Source organism: Anaerostipes butyraticus, from assembly GCF_016586355.1.
GTDB lineage: Bacteria > Bacillota > Clostridia > Lachnospirales > Lachnospiraceae > Anaerostipes > Anaerostipes butyraticus.
Genome location: NZ_BLYI01000047.1, coordinates 134832 through 152720, shown reverse-complemented (window position 1 = coordinate 152720; position 17889 = coordinate 134832). Strand labels below are relative to the sequence as shown.

18 protein-coding genes are annotated in these 17889 nt (G+C 42.5%); 5 read left to right on the top strand and 13 right to left on the bottom strand.

Annotation, left to right across the window (positions count from 1 at the left end):
• Nucleotides 1–116 precede the first annotated feature (116 nt).
• Nucleotides 117–329, top strand: a complete 213-nt coding sequence (locus JMF81_RS11900; RefSeq protein ID WP_201311665.1) for a FeoA domain-containing protein — start codon at nt 117–119, stop codon at nt 327–329.
• A 70-nt stretch (nt 330–399) separates the two neighbouring features.
• Here the strand turns inward: JMF81_RS11900 and clpB are convergent, their stop codons facing one another.
• The gene (gene clpB, locus JMF81_RS11895; protein ID WP_201311664.1) at nt 400–2985 is read right to left on the bottom strand and encodes an ATP-dependent chaperone ClpB; all 2586 of its coding nucleotides are present in this window, start codon (nt 2983–2985) and stop codon (nt 400–402) included.
• 354 nt (nt 2986–3339) lie between these two features.
• Between clpB and JMF81_RS11890 the strand changes: the two genes are divergently transcribed.
• Entirely contained in the window at nt 3340–3840 is a 501-nt protein-coding gene (locus JMF81_RS11890; protein ID WP_201311663.1) for a hypothetical protein, read from the top strand.
• A 20-nt stretch (nt 3841–3860) separates the two neighbouring features.
• Nucleotides 3861–4406, top strand: a complete 546-nt coding sequence (locus JMF81_RS11885; RefSeq protein ID WP_201311662.1) for a hypothetical protein — start codon at nt 3861–3863, stop codon at nt 4404–4406.
• A gap of 49 nt (nt 4407–4455) precedes the next feature.
• Here the strand turns inward: JMF81_RS11885 and JMF81_RS11880 are convergent, their stop codons facing one another.
• Both JMF81_RS11880 and JMF81_RS11875 read right to left on the bottom strand, forming a co-directional pair.
• Entirely contained in the window at nt 4456–5103 is a 648-nt protein-coding gene (locus JMF81_RS11880) for a hypothetical protein (RefSeq protein WP_201311661.1), read from the bottom strand.
• 35 nt (nt 5104–5138) lie between these two features.
• Nucleotides 5139–6062, bottom strand: coding sequence for an alpha/beta hydrolase (locus JMF81_RS11875; protein WP_201311660.1), 924 nt, complete (start codon nt 6060–6062; stop codon nt 5139–5141).
• A gap of 172 nt (nt 6063–6234) precedes the next feature.
• On the opposite strand from JMF81_RS11875, the gene JMF81_RS11870 reads away from it, so the two are divergent.
• Nucleotides 6235–7101, top strand: coding sequence for a hypothetical protein (locus JMF81_RS11870; RefSeq protein WP_201311659.1), 867 nt, complete (start codon nt 6235–6237; stop codon nt 7099–7101).
• Nucleotides 7102–7165: 64 nt separating this feature from the next.
• Here JMF81_RS11870 and JMF81_RS11865 read toward each other — a convergent pair whose 3' ends face one another.
• The 4 genes from JMF81_RS11865 to JMF81_RS11850 all read right to left on the bottom strand — a co-directional run bounded on the left by JMF81_RS11865 (nt 7166) and on the right by JMF81_RS11850 (nt 10920).
• Nucleotides 7166–8536 carry a citrate/2-methylcitrate synthase gene (locus JMF81_RS11865; protein WP_201311658.1) on the bottom strand — a complete coding sequence of 457 codons (1371 nt, stop codon included), beginning with the start codon at nt 8534–8536 and terminating at the stop codon, nt 7166–7168.
• 33 nt (nt 8537–8569) lie between these two features.
• Nucleotides 8570–9331 carry an amino acid ABC transporter ATP-binding protein gene (locus JMF81_RS11860; RefSeq protein WP_201311657.1) on the bottom strand — a complete coding sequence of 254 codons (762 nt, stop codon included), beginning with the start codon at nt 9329–9331 and terminating at the stop codon, nt 8570–8572.
• 12 nt (nt 9332–9343) lie between these two features.
• Complete coding sequence (locus tag JMF81_RS11855; RefSeq protein ID WP_201311656.1) at nt 9344–10000, bottom strand: amino acid ABC transporter permease; 657 nt, start codon at nt 9998–10000, stop codon at nt 9344–9346.
• 119 nt (nt 10001–10119) lie between these two features.
• On the bottom strand, nt 10120–10920 hold the full coding sequence (locus JMF81_RS11850) for an amino acid ABC transporter substrate-binding protein (RefSeq protein ID WP_201311655.1): 801 nt from the start codon (nt 10918–10920) through the stop codon (nt 10120–10122).
• Nucleotides 10921–11139: 219 nt separating this feature from the next.
• Between JMF81_RS11850 and JMF81_RS11845 the strand changes: the two genes are divergently transcribed.
• Complete coding sequence (locus JMF81_RS11845; protein WP_243282627.1) at nt 11140–12636, top strand: N-acetylglucosaminidase; 1497 nt, start codon at nt 11140–11142, stop codon at nt 12634–12636.
• Nucleotides 12637–12681: 45 nt separating this feature from the next.
• On the opposite strand, the gene JMF81_RS11840 is transcribed toward JMF81_RS11845, so the two are convergent.
• Genes JMF81_RS11840 through pstC form a run of 6 tightly spaced genes read right to left on the bottom strand, consistent with a single transcriptional unit; the run spans nt 12682 to nt 17865 of the window.
• Nucleotides 12682–14028 carry a sensor histidine kinase gene (locus tag JMF81_RS11840; protein WP_201311654.1) on the bottom strand — a complete coding sequence of 449 codons (1347 nt, stop codon included), beginning with the start codon at nt 14026–14028 and terminating at the stop codon, nt 12682–12684.
• Entirely contained in the window at nt 14025–14699 is a 675-nt protein-coding gene (locus JMF81_RS11835; RefSeq protein ID WP_201311653.1) for a winged helix-turn-helix domain-containing protein, read from the bottom strand. Before JMF81_RS11835 ends, JMF81_RS11840 begins: the two co-directional genes overlap by 4 nt.
• On the bottom strand, nt 14696–15349 hold the full coding sequence (phoU, locus tag JMF81_RS11830; RefSeq protein ID WP_201311652.1) for a phosphate signaling complex protein PhoU: 654 nt from the start codon (nt 15347–15349) through the stop codon (nt 14696–14698). The genes JMF81_RS11835 and phoU overlap by 4 nt, the downstream gene beginning before the upstream one ends.
• 1 nt (nt 15350) lies before the next feature.
• Nucleotides 15351–16103: a phosphate ABC transporter ATP-binding protein PstB gene (pstB, locus tag JMF81_RS11825; RefSeq protein WP_201311651.1), complete on the bottom strand. Its 753-nt coding sequence runs from the start codon at nt 16101–16103 to the stop codon at nt 15351–15353.
• Nucleotides 16104–16109: 6 nt separating this feature from the next.
• Entirely contained in the window at nt 16110–17012 is a 903-nt protein-coding gene (gene pstA / locus JMF81_RS11820; RefSeq protein ID WP_201311650.1) for a phosphate ABC transporter permease PstA, read from the bottom strand.
• Nucleotide 17013: 1 nt separating this feature from the next.
• Nucleotides 17014–17865: a phosphate ABC transporter permease subunit PstC gene (gene pstC, locus JMF81_RS11815; RefSeq protein ID WP_201311649.1), complete on the bottom strand. Its 852-nt coding sequence runs from the start codon at nt 17863–17865 to the stop codon at nt 17014–17016.
• Nucleotides 17866–17889: the final 24 nt, after the last annotated feature.

Genomic DNA, 17889 nt, shown 5'->3' with positions numbered 1-17889 from the left:
CGTTGACTAACTTTTATCTCATCTTTTACAATGAATATAAAAGAATCATATGACACATCATACAAGGAGAGACAGACTTCATTTCTGTCCATCGATTGATAAAGGAGGGACTTATTATGCTGCCTTTAACAAAAGCGGCGCAAGGTTCTGTCCATACGGTAAAATGGGCATTCGGCCTGCCTGAGATCATGGAAAAATTAGAAACATTAAAGATTCACCAGGGAAGCAGGATCCTTGTGGTGCAAAAAGACAAAGATTATATGATCATCGGAAGCGGAGGAAAAAGAGTTGTCATCGAAAACCAGGTGGCAAGCCGGATTCAGGTATAAAAAACAGAGATACAAAAAATGACACCCTGATTGGAACCATACGGTTCCAAAAAGGATGTCATTTTTATTTTTATTCTTTTACTTTCGCTGTAAGTTCACCGTTTTCCACATCGATCAAAATAGTATCTTCCGCATCAACGCCGTCACTTAAGATCAGCCTTGCGGCAAGAGTCTCTACTGTCTTCTGCAGATATCTCTTCAACGGTCTTGCACCGTACATCGGCTCATATCCATTGTCTGCCACATATCCTTTTGCTTCCGGCGTAAGTTCTACATGCAGTTCTTTGTCTGCCAGGCGGCGGTTCAGATCTTTGATCTGAAGATCAATGATGCTTGTAATATTATCTTTGGTCAATGGCTTGAACATGATTGTCTCATCCAGACGGTTCAGGAACTCCGGACGGAAATGGTTTCTAAGGTCTGCCATTACCATATCCTGTGCTTCCTGTTTGATATTACCCTGATCATCAATTCCTTCCAGCAGATAAGAAGATCCGATGTTGGATGTCATGATCAGGATCGTATTCTTAAAGTCTACCGTTTTTCCTTTGGAATCCGTAATACGTCCGTCATCCAGAACCTGCAGCAGGATATTGAAAACATCCGGATGCGCTTTCTCAATCTCGTCAAACAGTACAACAGAGTACGGTTTTCTTCTGACAGCTTCTGTCAGCTGGCCGCCTTCTTCGTATCCTACATATCCCGGAGGCGCTCCGATCAGTCTTGCCACAGAATGCTTCTCCATATACTCACTCATATCAATACGGACGATATTCTGCTCATTATCAAACAGACTTTCTGCCAGTGCCTTTGCAAGCTCTGTCTTTCCGACTCCAGTTGGTCCAAGGAATAAGAAGGAACCAATCGGTTTGCTCGGATCTTTGATTCCTGCCTTAGAACGGATGATTGACTCCGTTACCAGCTCCACTGCCTCATCCTGTCCAACGACTCTCTCATGGAGTACCTGATCCAAGTGCAGTGTCTTATTTCTCTCACTCTCCGTCAGTTTTGCAACCGGGATTCCCGTCCATCTGGAAATGATCTTGGCGATCTCATCCTCTGTTACGCTCTCACGCACCATGGAACGATCTTCCTTGCTGACTCTCTCTTCCTCTTCCTGCAGCTGTTTCTTAAGTTCCGGCAGTCTGCCGTACTGAAGTTCTGCTGCTTTATTCAGATCATAATTTCTCTGGGCAATCTGGATCTCACTGTTGACGCTCTCAATCTCTTCCCTTAATTTGGAAACTTTCTCTACAGACGCTTTCTCGTTTTCCCATTTTGCCTTTCTTGCCTTAAATTCTTCCCGGAGTTCTGCAAGTTCTTTCTGCAGTTCTTCCAGACGTTCTTTGCTTAACCGGTCATCCTCTTTCTTAAGAGCTGCCTCTTCAATCTCCATCTGCATGATTTTTCTCTGGACTTCATCCAGTTCTGCCGGAAGAGAATTCATCTCTGTCTTGATCATGGCACATGCTTCATCTACCAGGTCAATGGCCTTATCCGGCAGGAATCTGTCCGTAATGTAACGATTAGACAAAGTTGCAGCCGCTACCAGAGAACTGTCGGTGATCTTAACACCATGATATACTTCATAGCGGTCTTTGATTCCTCTTAGGATAGAAATCGTATCTTCCACTGTCGGCTGGTCTACCATAACCGGCTGGAAACGACGTTCCAGAGCCTGATCTTTCTCAATATACTGACGATATTCATCCAGCGTTGTGGCTCCGATGCAATGAAGTTCTCCTCTTGCAAGCATTGGCTTTAACATGTTGCCCGCATCCATGGCTCCATCTGTCTTGCCGGCTCCCACAATGGTATGCAGCTCATCGATAAACAGGATGATCTGTCCATCGCTTTTCTTTACTTCTTCCAGCACGGCTTTCAGACGCTCCTCGAATTCACCTCTGTATTTAGCTCCTGCAACCAAAGAGCCCATATCCAGAGAAAAAATGGTCTTGTCTTTCAGCTGTTCCGGAACATCGCCCCGAACAATTCTCTGAGCGAGGCCTTCAACAACGGCCGTCTTGCCAACACCCGGCTCACCAATCAGTACCGGATTATTTTTCGTCTTTCTGGAAAGAATACGAATTACATTTCGAATCTCACTGTCCCTGCCGATAACAGGATCCAGTTTCTGTTCCCTTGCACGTTTTACCAGATCATATCCGTACTTCTCAAGACTGTCATACGTCTCTTCCGGATTGTCACTGGTTACTTTCTGTCCTCCTCGAACCTGTGCCAGAACTTCCAGAAAACGATTCCTTGTAATTCCATATGCACGAAACAGTTCTTTCACTGCTTTGTTCGGATGTTTGATCATTGCCAGGAATAAGTGCTCTACAGAAACATACTCATCTCCCATGGCCTTCATCTCATCTTCACCGTGAAGCAGAACCTGATTCAAATCATTGCTCATATAAACCTGTCCGCCGGATACTTTCGGCTTCTTTGCCAGCAGTTCCTGAACCTGGCTTAAAAATGTATCCTTCTGGATGTTCATCTTCTCCAGCAGACTGGCGATCAAACTGTCATCAACCGTCAGCAGACTGTACAAAAAGTGTTCCTGATCTATTTCCTGATGTCCATAATCGTAAGCTATCTTCTCACACTGATTGACTGCTTCAATGGACTTTTGTGTAAATTTATTAATATTCATCGCTTTTTCCTCCTTTTTTCTTCCCTCTAAGAGTTTTCCCCTCTCCACTTATGTTCTATTCGTACTATAACACCAATTATTAGCACTGTCAAGAGCCGAGTGCTAATTTTTTTATTTTTCTCACATACTTTCGAATTTCCTTTATTTTTCATTGTTTGCTTCCATTTATTTCTATCATTTCCTTATTCTAAATAAAGAAACTATATTTTACCTGTTGTTTACTTATTTTTAATCTGAATGATGAACTTGTCTGATAGAATAGGAAACGATCAAAGGGCCTGATGATTCCAGCCTGTGTCATCCCGATATCAGGATGCACAGCGGAAAACAAAACGACGAAAGAAGATAGATGATATGCAGAATACGAAAAAGAAAAAAACAGCACGGAACATCATCCTGATCACTGCTGCTGTGATTATTGTCGCAGTTGCCGCATGGGCGATTGTATCCTCCAGAAACCAGCACAATGATCAGACCTCACAGGGGATTGTTCTGGATGAGAACGCTGAGGCATGGGACGGAAATATGAATGATCTGTCCGGCGGAAAAGACGGGATTAAAATTCCGGGGTATGGAGAGCTGACAGTTCCGAAAAATGACAGCACCTGGAATATTACACTGGCAAATCCAAAGGACAACCATTGTTATTTCCGATATACCATTACTGTCAATGACGATACGCTTTACAAATCAGATCTTATTGAACCTGGCAAAGCCATAAAACAGTTTAAAGTGTCAAAGCGCTTAGATCCGGGTGATTATGAAATCTATCTGAAGATTTCCACCTACTCTATGGACGATGATCTGACTCCGATGAACGGTGCTAATATAAAATCTGTTTTGCATGTGATCTGACATAAAAAGGAGAATATATTATGAGAAAAATGGTATTGGGAATTGCAGCTTTAGCTATCACAGTATTTGGTTCTATTCCGGTTGCGGCAAACACCACAAGCGGACGCACCGATTTAAGCTTATATGTGGCAAACGATCCTGTGTATACTGTAACTGTTCCGGAAACAGTACAGCTTAGTGCAACAGAAAACACTCAGGTACCGATTACCGCAAGTGATGTAAAAGACATTCCGGAAGGACAGAAAATCTCTGTTACCCTGGATCACGGAAACGGTACGTTCGGAAGATTATATCTGGAAGGCACCAATGAAGAAACCGGCAAAGAATATTTAATGACTCTGGATGTAAAAGGTACGGACGGAGAATTTAAATCTGGAGCACTCGAGAAACAGATCAAAGGCATGGAACTTGCTTCTTTCACTAAAGACGGCACTATGAATTATGAGCTTCGTCCTGTAGCTCTTGATTATCCTGGTTCCACTAATGATAATCTTACGATTCAGAAAGGTGTTCATTATTCTGGATATGTTACCTATGGTATCGGACTTAAAGATATCGCAGAGTAATCTGCCAAAATCCATCAAAAAGGAGACGGCTTTTCGTGCCGTCTCCTTTTTATTTCCATCGAAACTGTCCATATTCTGTCAGATATTCTCTGCCCTTCCAGAACCGGTCATATCGTTCACACCATTCCGGCGCGATCCGCCGCATGCAGGTTTCTGCCTTTCTTATCCCTATGCTGTATCCGCTTCCATCTGCAGCCACCGTTCCATTGACCTGTACTCCGGGAGGACTGGAGTGACAAATCAGAAGACTTCCGTCTTCACATTCTTCCAAAACCAAAAACACATGCCCCTGCCGGCTGGAACTCATCAGATCCCCCGGATGCCAGTCTGTCACTTCTTCCGGTTCTTTCCAGCTTCCAAAACCTCTTTCCGCCAGCATCTTTCCCTGCTCCCCTGCCTTTCGCACATAGTCACCCGGAAAACCCTGCGGGGCTAGAACATTGTACAGCAGCCATCCTATATATCCGGAACAGTCCAGTCCTTTCTCCCGTTCATGCCGATGCGTTTTATAATCATATGATGCGTCCTGGCTGCAGAAAAAAGCTTCCCATTCCGGGGAAATTCCAATTCTGCCGGCGCTCTTTCCCGCTCCTGTATCTGATTCATTCCATCCGCCGCCCCATACATATAGTGTTTTTCCAACAGGAAGCAGAGCCGTCTCACACAGCTTATGAATCAATATTTCTTTCTTTTTCATATGGATCCATATCCATTTCTTTTCCTTATTTTATGTCACAGTGCCTCCGCTGATTCCAAAAATTCCAAAATCACCTGGTACACTTTTTCCACTCCGTCTTCATTTAAGATCTCATGCCGTCTGTGGCGGAATAAAACACCCCGGATCTGACTGTATCCCCGTTTTCTTAAGAACGTCATGGCTTCAGCATATTGTTTTTTCGATCCAATACATGGATCATCTGCTCCTGCTATAAATAAAATCGGTAAGGACGGATGCTTTACACTCCATCCCTTTTTATCATAAGTATTTTTCATCAGCAGAAAAAGGTTCAGGAATCCATTATTGGTAAACATAAATCCATCCAATGGACTCGCATCATACTCCGTTACATTTTCCTTATTATAGCTGATCCATCCATTGGGAGATTCTCCTTCTTCCAGCTGCTTCCCATATGCCGCAAAAGCCAGCTTATGAAACAGTCTTCCCGGTCTTTTTGACCGAATCCTGCAGGCCGACTGTGCCAGTCTCAATGCCAGCGCCGTCATCTTACTCTCACTGGGACTTCCACATACGATCAGAGAATCCAGTTCCTGATCATATTTCTTCAGATAACATCTTGCCACCAGAGATCCCATGCTGTGCCCGAATAAATGCAGCGGGATTCCCGGATATCGTTCTTTGATCCAAAGAGAGATCTGATGCACATCTTCTACAATGGCTTCTCCGGTTTCGTCATAAAAATAGCCCAGATCTTTCTGTCTTTTCACACTTTTTCCGTGTCCTCTGTGGTCATGGATCACTGCCGCATATCCATGCGCGCAAAGTTCTTTCATAAAAGGTTCGTATCGTTCCTTATGCTCTGCCATCCCATGACAAATCTGCACGATTCCCCTGATCTCTCCTTTCGGCTCCATCATCATGACATGCAGTTCCAGCTGATCATAATCCGATGTCAGATAAAAAGTTTTTTTCCTCATAGCCGCATCGCCTCCTATGTTCAGTTTAATAATTCACTGATCGTCTGTCAATCGATTCCTTTTTGTATGTTTTTCCTTTCATCCGGTGAATTGATATATACAAAAACACAAAAATCCTTTATACTATATGTATCGAATTTAGTACAACTTCTATTGGTAAAGGAGGAAATTTATGACAAAAGCATGGAAAAAATTATCTGCAGTCTGTATGGCACTGATCCTTACATTTTCGGTCACTGCCTGCTCTGGCGGCGGAGATAAAAACAGCAGTGAAAATGAAGATACCGGACGTACTGCCCAGGAAATTCTGGAATCTAATTATGACAAATCCAAAGATCTGAAGGATGTGGATATGACTTCCAAGATCGAATATGAGATTGCTGTCCCTGATACTTCAGCCGATGACTCTTCCGATGATTCTGAAAGCCAGACATTGACGATGGACTACGATGCCAAAATTTCTGATTCCGGAAGTGACTCCATGGCAATGGCAATGACTGGAAAGATGTCTTCTTCCGGCACCAGCATCGATATGAATATCTATTATTCTGACGGATACTACTATATTAATATGCTTGGACAGAAAATAAAACAGAAGATGGATCTGTCAAAATTACAGAAAGAACTGGAAGCTACTACAAATCAGACTCAGCTCCCGGTGGAAAATTACAAAGATATCGTTGTAAGCCAGAATAGTGAGGGCAATACTGTACTGGATTACAAATTAAATGACGATGGACTCGATGAATACATTAAAGAAATCGCAGATCAGATGGGAGCTATCAGCAGCAGTTCTGTTTCATCCGATGATCTGGACAGCGTTAAAATTTCATCTTTCTCCGGACAACGTACTCTGAATAAAGATGATTATACGATCAAAGAATCCGTTAAATTTGTGATGGAGAACAAACAGAGTGATGATGGAAGTATTACCATCTCCATGGATATTACATACAAAAACTCTGGAAAAGATGTGACGGTAACACTTCCGGATGATCTGAGCGATTATCAGGAATCTTCTTCTCTCTCTCTTAATTAAGAGGGCTTTACAAAAGAATCCGGCTGCCTTTCGGCGGCCGGATTTTTTATCTTCTTTCTCTGCTTTATTTTCTGTCTTTTAAAGGCACATATTCTCTTGTCGGAGCTACTGCTTTGTAAGCAGGACGTATGATCCTGTTTCCATTCACCAGCTCTTCCATTCTGTGAGCACACCATCCTGCAATACGCGCAATGGCAAAAAGCGGTGTATACAATTCATGCGGAAGTCCCAGCATACTGTAGATAAAGCCGCTGTAGAAATCAATATTTGCACTGACTCCTTTATAAATCTTACGTTCTTTTGCAATTACTTCTTTTGCAAGCTTTTCTACACTCGTATACAGATGATACTCGTCTTCTCTTCCTTTTTCTTCTGAAAGTCTCCTTACAAATCTGGAAAGAATCTTGGATCTCGGATCGGAAATAGAATATACCGCATGCCCCATACCATAGATCAGTCCTGCATGGTCAAATGCTTCTTTATTCAGAAGCTTCAGCAGATACGCGCGGATTTCATCTTCATCTTTCCAGTCTTTTACATGTTCTTTCAAATCCGCAAACATCTCTACTACTTTGATGTTAGCTCCTCCATGCTTCGGCCCTTTCAAAGAACACAATGCCGCAGCAATGGCTGAATATGTATCCGTTCCTGAAGAAGATACCACATGGGTTGTAAACGTAGAGTTATTTCCTCCGCCATGCTCTGCGTGAAGCACCAGAGCCATATCCAGAAGCTTCGCTTCCAGCTTGCTGTACTTGCTGTCCGGGCGAAGCAGATGCAGGATATTTTCCGCAACAGACAATTCTTCTTTCGGTGGATGGATAAACAGACTCTGTCCCATCTCATAATGAGCATAAGACTGGTATCCATATACGGCAAGAACCGGGAACAGTGAAATCAGCTGGATAGACTGGCGCAGTACATTCGGAATTGACGTATCGCTTCCATTGTCATCATAAGCATACAAAGTCAATACACTTCTTGCCAGCATATTCATCATATCTCTGCTTGGCGCCTTCATGATAATATCCCGGACAAAGTTTGTAGGAAGCTGCCTGTAATCAGCGATCATCGCTTTGAAATCATCCAGCTGTTTCTGATTCGGCAGTTCTCCGAACAGAAGAAGATAGCATGTTTCTTCAAAACCATAACGGTTTTCTGAAATAAATCCTTCTACAATATCTTCTATATTAATTCCCCGGTAGAAGAGTTTTCCCTCACACGGAACAACTTCTCGATCAATCATGGTATAAGACTGAATCATTGAGATATCTGTAAGCCCTGCAAGCACTCCTTCTCCATTGCGTTTTCTAAGGCCTCTGTTTACATTATATTTAGCAAAAAGCTCTTCATCAATCTTATGCTCACATTTTTTCGCAAGTTCTTTAATCTCCGGTGTTACCTCTGAAAACTTATTTGGCATGTCTTTAATCATAACTGCTCCTTTCTGATTGTCACTGTGTTTTCATTACTGAATGTCGTGATATTTTCCAAGGAACTCTCTTGTACGCTCATTCGCGGACTGGAATACCACATCCGGTGTATCATCTTCTACGATCACACCTTTATCCATAAAAATAACCCTGTCAGATATTTCTTTGGCGAATGCCATCTCATGAGTGACGATTACCATCGTCATATGAAGATCTGCCAGTGATTTGATTACTTTCAGAACCTCCCCGGTCAGTTCCGGATCCAGCGCTGATGTCGGCTCATCAAAAAATAATATCTTAGGCTCCAGCGCCAGCGCTCTGGCAATGGACACACGCTGTGACTGCCCTCCGGACAGTTCACAGGGATAGGCATCTGCTTTTTCCTCAAGTCCCAGTTTTTTAAGCAGTTCCATTGCCTTTTTCCTGGCCTCTTCTTTTGCCACCCCTGCCACACAGACAGGCGCTTCCATTACGTTCCTTAATACACTGTAATGAGGAAACAGATTGAAATTCTGAAATACAAATCCGGTTTCCATTAAAATCTCTTTTTGAACATCTTTCCCGCTGTAAACGGGTGTTCCATTCTCAGTTTTTACCAATGTCTTTCCATTGATTTCAATCGTTCCGGATGTCACTGTCTCCAGCTGATTCATACAGCGCAGCAGTGTAGATTTTCCGGAACCGGAAGATCCGATGATGGAAACAATCTCTCCATCGCTGATCTGGAAGGAAATATCTTTCAGAACTGTCAGATCTCCAAACTTTTTCTGTAAGTTCGTTACCGATAATATACTCATTTTCCTTCCTCCTTAACGATAGTAATCCATCTTCTTTTCAATAACAGAGAATACTTTTGATACAACTGCGTTCATGATCAGATAGAAGACGCCTGCTACAACCAGATAGATCATTCCGCGGCTTCTCGCCATCTGATTGGTAGCTACAACATAAATTTCCATAACTCCGACTACATGAGCAAGAGATGTATCTTTTACCAGAGTCATACATTCACTTCCGAGGGAAGGAGTGATGATCTTAATTACCTGCGGCAGTACGATCTTAAAAAATGTCTGTGCCTTGCTGAAGCCAAGCACTTTTGCTGCCTCATACTGTCCTTTCGGAATTGCCTGAATTCCGCTTCGATAAATCTCTGCGAAATATGCCGCGTAGTTTAAAGTAAAACTGATCACGGCTGCCGTCATACGGTCCAGACTCAGTCCTGCCAGATAATAGAGTCCGAAATAAAAACCATATAACTGGAGGATCAAAGGCGTTCCTCTCATAATTAAAAGGAAAAATCGAATTGGCATCTGAACGATCCAAAGTCTGGACATTCTTCCTTTGGCAATTACCATTCCCAAGACTAACCCGAAAATCAAAGTAAGGAAGAAGAGCGTCAGCGTCTGTGTCAGCCCGTTCTCCACCAGCAATACTATGATATCAGGCAAACTTTGTATTTGATTCATAATCCTGTTACTCCTATCATGTATTTTAAAACAAATGCGGTTCTGTATAGATACCGCTTATAACCATAAAAGGGACTTTTGACAACAAAAGCCCCTCTTCGTTCTCTTATCCTGCTGTGCTATTTTATCGTAGTAATGTCTTCACCGAACCACTTCTTGCTGATCTCTGCCATCTTTCCATCTTCTGCCATAGCTTTCAGCTGTTTTTCCACTTCTTTGCAGAGAGCCTTGTCCCCTTTGCGGAAACCGATCACATAGTCTTCTGTGGCAAGATCTGCTGCCAGAACTTTATATTTTCCTTCATCCTGCTCAGTGTAATATTTGGCTACTACTTCATCCATAACCGCTGCATCGCATCCATTGCCCAGGTCATTTAAGATCTGTACATTATCAGGGAGCAATACAATCTTCGCATCCTTGAGTTCATCGGTCTTGTCAACTGCGTCTGCCGCTGTAGAACCTTCCTGAACGCCAAGAGATTTATTCTTCACATCATCAAGGCTTTTGATTTTGCTGTCTGCAGGAACTACCAGTACCTGATGGTTCTCCATGTAAGGCTCAGAACAAAGCATCACCTCTGACCTGTCTTTGCTGTATGTCAGTCCGTTCCAGATACAGTCAATATTGCCTGTATCCAGTTCCTGTTCTTTGGAATCCCAGTTGATCGGCTGAAGTTTCAGCTTCACACCCATCCTCTTGGCTACTTCTTTTGCAAGATCGATATCGAATCCCACGATATTCTGATTTTCATCCGTAAATCCCATCGGTGGGAAAGAAGCATCCAGACCAAGTACTAATTCTTTCTTTTCCTTTACCTCAGAAAGAGATGTATCTTCCTTGCTCTCTTCTTTGCTGCTGCACCCAAACAGACAAGAAGCCGCAAGTACAACCGCCAACAACCCAATGATAATTTTTTTCATCCTTTGCTCCTCCATCATATTCTTTCAACACATTAGCGTACTAAAATGCCTGTTCACTATAATAGCAAAGTTTTCATTCTTTGTCAAATTTTTTGCATCTGATTCTGCCGAAAATGAATTGTTCCTGCATCGCTCCTATGCTATAATCTCCGGGAGTATTAATAAATCGGCCGGACCGCCATACCGGTTCCGGTTCCATTGAAAGGGGTTTTTATCATTATGAAACATATCGCTCTCAGAACAGGAGCAGCTGTTTTTTTCAGCTGTCTTGTGATGACAACTTCCGTATGGGGCGCTTCTCTGCCTATACGCTACGGTGGAAAAAATTATCAGTACAGCGGAAAACAGCTGTCCTTTACTTACAAAGGCAAAACCATATCTCTTGGCAAAACACCAGGCATTCAGATCAATAAGGTAAATATGCTTCCTTATTATCATACACTGGTCAAAAATGGTCCAAAAGTAAAACGGTCTTACAGCAGCAAAACCGGAAAACTGACTCTGACCTATGGAAAAAAGAAGATCATCTTTTATAAAAATAAAAAGTATGCCTATACCAACGGGAAAAAACGCCGGCTGACAACTGCTCCCGTTGTCGTAAAATACCGCAGCATCAATAAAAACTATCTGCTGATCCCGGCTAATTTTACCGCAAAATATCTGGGCATATCCTATACATATGACAGCAAAAAGCGAATCATTCATTACGCAAAACCATCAAAGCCATCGAAACCTGCGGCGACAACCTCAAAACCTGCGGCAACGACATCCCGTCCGGCTTCCACAACCTCCAGACCGGCTTCATCGAATACTTCTTCTTATTCCATGGGAATATCGAGATCTTCCTATATAAAAGAACAGATGAAGGTTTATCCATCTTACGGCGGAAAGGCAATCACAGCACAGCAGTACGATACTTATGTCAATCCGGCAAATGATGCTACAAATGGACTGCAGTTTCTGCGTCTGGATTCTTACCGTGAAGTCAATGCCGCCGTCTATAAGAATCATCTGGCTTCCATGATCTCCAGTAAGCCAGACAGTGTATTTTCAGGAAAAGGCGATGCATTTCTGCAGGCTTCCAGGACATATAAGATCGATCCTCTCTATTTTCTCTGCCAGACGATCCAGGAATCCGGCTACGGAACCAGCTTTCTGGCAAAGGGAATTCAGGCTGATTTTCTTGCCGATTCCCAGGTACAAAAATACGATACAACGAGTCTGAAAGGAAAGATCGTGTCTGGCGAATCTGTAAAAAAAGATTCTTCTGGCGAAATTACAGGCTTTCAGTTTTTATCAGATTCTCAGAGGAAACCTGACCGTTCTTATGTAAAAACAGCTTCCGGTTATCTGGAGATTGCCGAAATACCTGTTTCTGCCAGAAAAAACACATACTACAATCTGTATGGAATCAAGGCAGTGGACGCGGCGCCTCAGCTGTGCGGCTTTACCTATGCTTACAATGAAGGCTGGACAAGCGTCGATAAAGCCATTGCAGGCGCTGCAAAATATGTATCCAAATGGTACATTTACAACAGCACACATCGGCAGAACACCCTGTACAAATTCCGCTACCATCCGAAAGCCTCCAGTATCTGGCATCAGTACGCCACAGATCCGGCCTATGCCGGAAGCATCGGAAAGCTTATGTATAAATATCGGAATGTCTATGGTTCTTCCGTAGTTTTTACCTATGACAAACCTGTTTTTTCATAATATCAGTCAAAAAAATCGTATCCCCTCAAAAACGGGGATACGATTTTATTTTTTAGCTTCTTTTTGAAAAACGATCGTAATCTTTGTTCCCTGATTCAATTTACTTTCCACCTCAATGGATGCATGATGATACTTTGCTCCATGTTTCACAATCGAAAGTCCAAGTCCGGAACCTTCCTTTTGATTGGAATGGCTCTTATCCACCCGGTAAAACCGCTCAAATACACGGTCTATATCTTCTTTCGGGATTCCGATTCCGGTATCTTCTACTACAACCGTTGGCTTCTCATCCATTGCCGCGATCGTAACGACAACTTCGCCTTTCGGATGGTTGTATTTTACGGCATTTTCACAGATATTAAAGAACATTTCGTATAAAATCTGATAAACTCCAAAGATTTTCGTATGAACCCCTCGGACATGGAAGGTTACATCTTCTTTTTTCAGCTTATGCTCCAGATCAGATTTGATCTGAAAGATCAGCTCATAAAGATCCACGTCCTTTTTCTCTAACTCTACCTGATTTTCATCTAATTTTGATAATTTAATGATATCTTCAATCATAGAAATCAAACGTCTGGCTTCTTTGTAAATTGTACCGGAAAAACGTTCCATATCTTCCGGCTTAACCAAACCATCCTTCATCAACTCTGCATATCCTGAAATTGTTGTCAGCGGAGTCTTTAACTCATGAGAAACATTCGCCGAAAATTCTTTGCGCATATTCTCAGCTTCCTTAATTTCCTCAATCTGATTCTGGATATCAATATTCTGCTGTTCAATCCTATCTAACAACGGCGTCAACTCACTATATGTCTGATTCTGCTTCGGATGAAGCAGGTCAATCTGGTTAATCGGTTCCACAATACGGCTTGTAATAATTCTGGATAAGATAACATCCAAAACCAGAACAATCAGCAGCATAACCGAAACTGCCGGCAGAAATCCCAGAACCTGACGCAGAATTGTCTGTGTCTCCCGGGACATTCTCAGGATTGTTCCGTCATCCAGCCGCACTGCATAATAATATGTTTGTTTATTCAGTGTACTTGAAATTCTTGTATCTTCTCCAGTACCTTTCTCTATCGCTTCCCTAATTTCTTTCCGGTTTTTGTGATTTCCCATGGTGCTTTCTTCTCCCTCGCTGTCATAAATCACATCACCAGACTCGTCAATCCAGGTAATTCTGGTGACGGTAATATCCTTATAGGCGTTCAGATCCTGTTTGTCATGAAGATTTAAAGATGTCGCCATGTATCCGGCCTCATCCCGAATCCCCGATTCTATCTGCTGGATATACTGAAAGTAAGCAATAAATGACAAAATTACGGTCGTGATCAAGACTGCAGCAAATGAAACCAATACCATTTTGCTGAAAATCTTACGTTTCATTCATTTCCTCCGATACGATAACCAATTCCACGTACAGTCTCAATCAGGCTTCCACATTCTCCCAGCTTCTGTCTGAGCGAACGGATATGAACATCCACAGTTCTTGTCTCCCCGTCAAAATCATACCCCCATATATTCGTAAGCAGCTGGTCTCTGTTTAATACATTGCCTTTGCTTTCTACCAGGAGGCATAAAAGCTTGAATTCTTTGTTCGTCAGAGTTACTGACTGATCTTTTACTTTTACTTTATGTTTATTTGGATAAATCCGCAGATCTCCGACCTGCAGCTCATCCTTGGACTCTTTTTTGGATCGGCGAAGCACTGCCTTGACTCTGGAAACCAGCTCCATCATGCCGAACGGTTTGGTAACATAATCATCCGCTCCGCTGTCAAGACCAAGCACTTTGTCGTACTCTGTGCCTTTCGCCGTCATAATAATAATTGGCAGCTCTTTTGTTGCTGACTTTCCACGAAGTTTTCCCAGTATTGACATTCCGTCTTCTCCCGGCAGCATAATGTCCAGCAATACTAATTCAGGCATAACTCCTTCACTCATGGCTTCCATAAACTGAGTCCCGTCTTCAAATCCTTTTGCCTCAAATCCGGTACTCTGCAGTGTATAAGTCACAAGTTCTCTTATATTCGGATCGTCTTCTACAACAAAAATCACAAGCTTCCTCCTTTATATTCACCAGTAATCGCATATTCTACCCATTCAGCTACATTGCTTGCATGGTCTCCGATACGTTCAAAATACTTCGCGATCATAAGAATTGCGACACATTCTTCTCCTCTTTCCGGTTCATTATGGATCATCTCAATAACTTCCTTCTTTACCTGACTGAACAGATCATCTACAAGATCATCCTGTTCAATGACTTCACGGGCAAGTCCGAGATTCTCCTTTACAAAGGCTTTGACGCTTCGGCTTACCATGTCGATCGTCGCCTTGGACATCTTCTCAAGATGTGTATTTTCCATCTGAGCCGGCACTGCGGAATCTTTCTGTACGATTCCTACGATATCACTTGCCTGGTCTCCGATACGTTCCATATCAGATACCATCTTAAGAGCGGAAGAAATAACACGCAGGTCTGTGGCTACCGGCTGCTGCTGAAGCAGAAGCTTCATACAGATACGCTCAATGTCACGTTCTTTGTGATTGATTTCTTCTTCCATTCCTTTTATATCATGAATCAGTTCTTTATCTCTGGTTGCTACAACCTTCGCAGCCGCTGTGATCATTTCCTCACAAAGGCCTCCCATATCGACCATTTCCTGATTTAAACGCATCAGCTGTCTGTCAAATCGGTTTCTCATATCAGCCAAACCTCCCTGTAATATAGTCTTCTGTTCGTTTATCCTGAGGCATAGAGAACAGATCATCAGATTTTCCGAATTCTACCATCTCTCCCAGCAGGAAGAATGCTGTCTTATCAGAAATTCTGACCGCCTGCTGCATATTATGAGTTACCATAATGATTGTATACTTTGATTTTAATTCTACCGCAAGATCTTCGATTTTTGAAGTAGAAATCGGATCCAAGGCAGAAGTAGGCTCATCCATTAACAGGACTTCCGGTTCTACCGCCAGAGCTCTTGCAATGCAGAGTCTCTGCTGCTGTCCTCCGGAAAGTCCAAGAGCACTCTTCTTTAAACGGTCTTTTAACTCATCCCAGATTGCAGCGTTTTTCAGAGATTTCTCTACGATCTCATCCAGCTGTGACTTATTATGAATTCCGTGTGTTCTTGGTCCATACGCAATGTTGTCATATACACTCATCGGAAATGGATTCGGTTTCTGGAATACCATTCCGACACGTTTTCTTAACAGGTTCACATCCATGTCTCCATAAATGTCTTCTCCGTCCAGAGTTACCTTTCCGGTGATCTTACATCCCTCTACCAGGTCGTTCATACGGTTTAATGATTTTAACAATGTGGATTTTCCACATCCGGACGGACCAATGAACGCTGTAATCTCATGTTCCGGAAGATCCAGATTAATATCTTTTAATGCTTTGAATTTTCCATAATATAAATCTAAATTATCGATTTTAAATTTTGTTCCCATTCCATTTTACCCTTTCGTGATTCGTTTTGCAATAAAGGAAGAAACCGCATTGATCAGCAATACTGTAATCAGCAGGACAACTGCTGTTGCGTATGCCTGATTGATATGAAGTCCTTCACAGGATAACGTATACATATGAACGGCAAGTGTACGTCCGGATCCCATAATATTAGAAGGGATTTCTGCAACAGTACCTGCTGTATACATTAATGCTGCCGTTTCTCCAACGACACGTCCAATTGCCAGGATAATTCCTGATAAGATTCCCGGAACCGCAGATGGAAGTACGATACGGAATACGGTACGAAGCTTTCCGGCTCCCAGTCCGAAACTTCCTTCTCTGTAAGAATCCGGAACGGATTTTAATGCCTCCTCGCTGGTACGCATGATCAGCGGAAGGATCATGATTGCCATGGTTGCCGCGCCAGATAAGATGGATAATCCCCATCCCAGTGCACCAACGAAAAACAGCATACCGAACAATCCATATACAATAGAAGGAATTCCCTGCAGTGTTTCTGCAGTAATTCTTACCAGCCCCACAATTTTGTTTCCTCGCTTTGCATATTCTACCAGATAGATAGAAGCAAAGATTCCAAGTGGAACTGCAAATAAAAGTGATAAACCTGTCATGATCAATGTATTAATGATCGCAGGGAACATAGACACATTTTCTGTTGTGTATTTTACATCAAACAAATCCGGTGTTAAATTTGGAATACCATTGACCAGAATATATACAATCAAGAAGAATAATACAACGACTGTAATGATCATAGCCGCATTAACAAGCAGCCATAAAACAAAAGACAGCGGCGTTCTTTTGTAAGATTTCATTCTCTGGCCAAACGTTACTTTGTTAATTCCCTGAATTTCTTCTGTTTTCTCCATAGTTTTTACAGCCTCCATCTTAAATATTCTCCTTCTTCTTTAATGCTGCAAAGCAAAGATTGATCAATAAGATAAATACAAATAATACAACCGCTGTAGCAATCAATGCTTCTCTGTGGAGATCTGTCGCATAACCCATTTCCAATACAATATTGGACGTCAGCGTTCTGACTCCGTTGAATAGTCCTGACGGTACAACTGCCTGGTTTCCGGCAACCATAACTACCGCCATGGTTTCACCAATGGCACGGCCAATTCCAAGGACAACGCCTGCCAGGATTCCTGATTTTGCCGCCGGCAGCACCGCAAAAAAGACACTTCTTTCGTGGCTTGCTCCAAGACCAAGAGATCCTTCATAGTAGCTGTCTGGTACAGCGCGGATCGCACTCTCAGATACCTCCACGATGGTCGGCAGAATCATGATTCCCAGAAGAATGGATGCTGTAAACAAACTGTTTCCAGTACCTCCAAACATGCTTCTGAATAATGGGACTAAAACTACCATTCCGAAGAAACCATATACTACGGAAGGGATTCCTGCAAGAAGCCCAACCGCAGGTTTTACAATTTTATAAACTTTGTCATTACAGAATCTTGCCATATAGACTGCTGCCAGAATTCCAATCGGCACTCCAACGATAATTGCTCCCGCAGTAACATAGATACTTCCTAAAATCATAGGGAAGATGCCAAAGATCTCAACCTTTGGCATCCATATTTTTCCGGTAATAAATTCTCCAAGTCCGATTTTCCCTATGGTAGGAATTCCATTTATAAATAAGAAAGCACAAATTAATATAACTGCCAGGATGGAAGCACATGCTGCGATCAAAAAGATCACGCTCATAATCTGCTCTTTATATTTTCTCATAAATTCCTCACCTTTAAATTACTT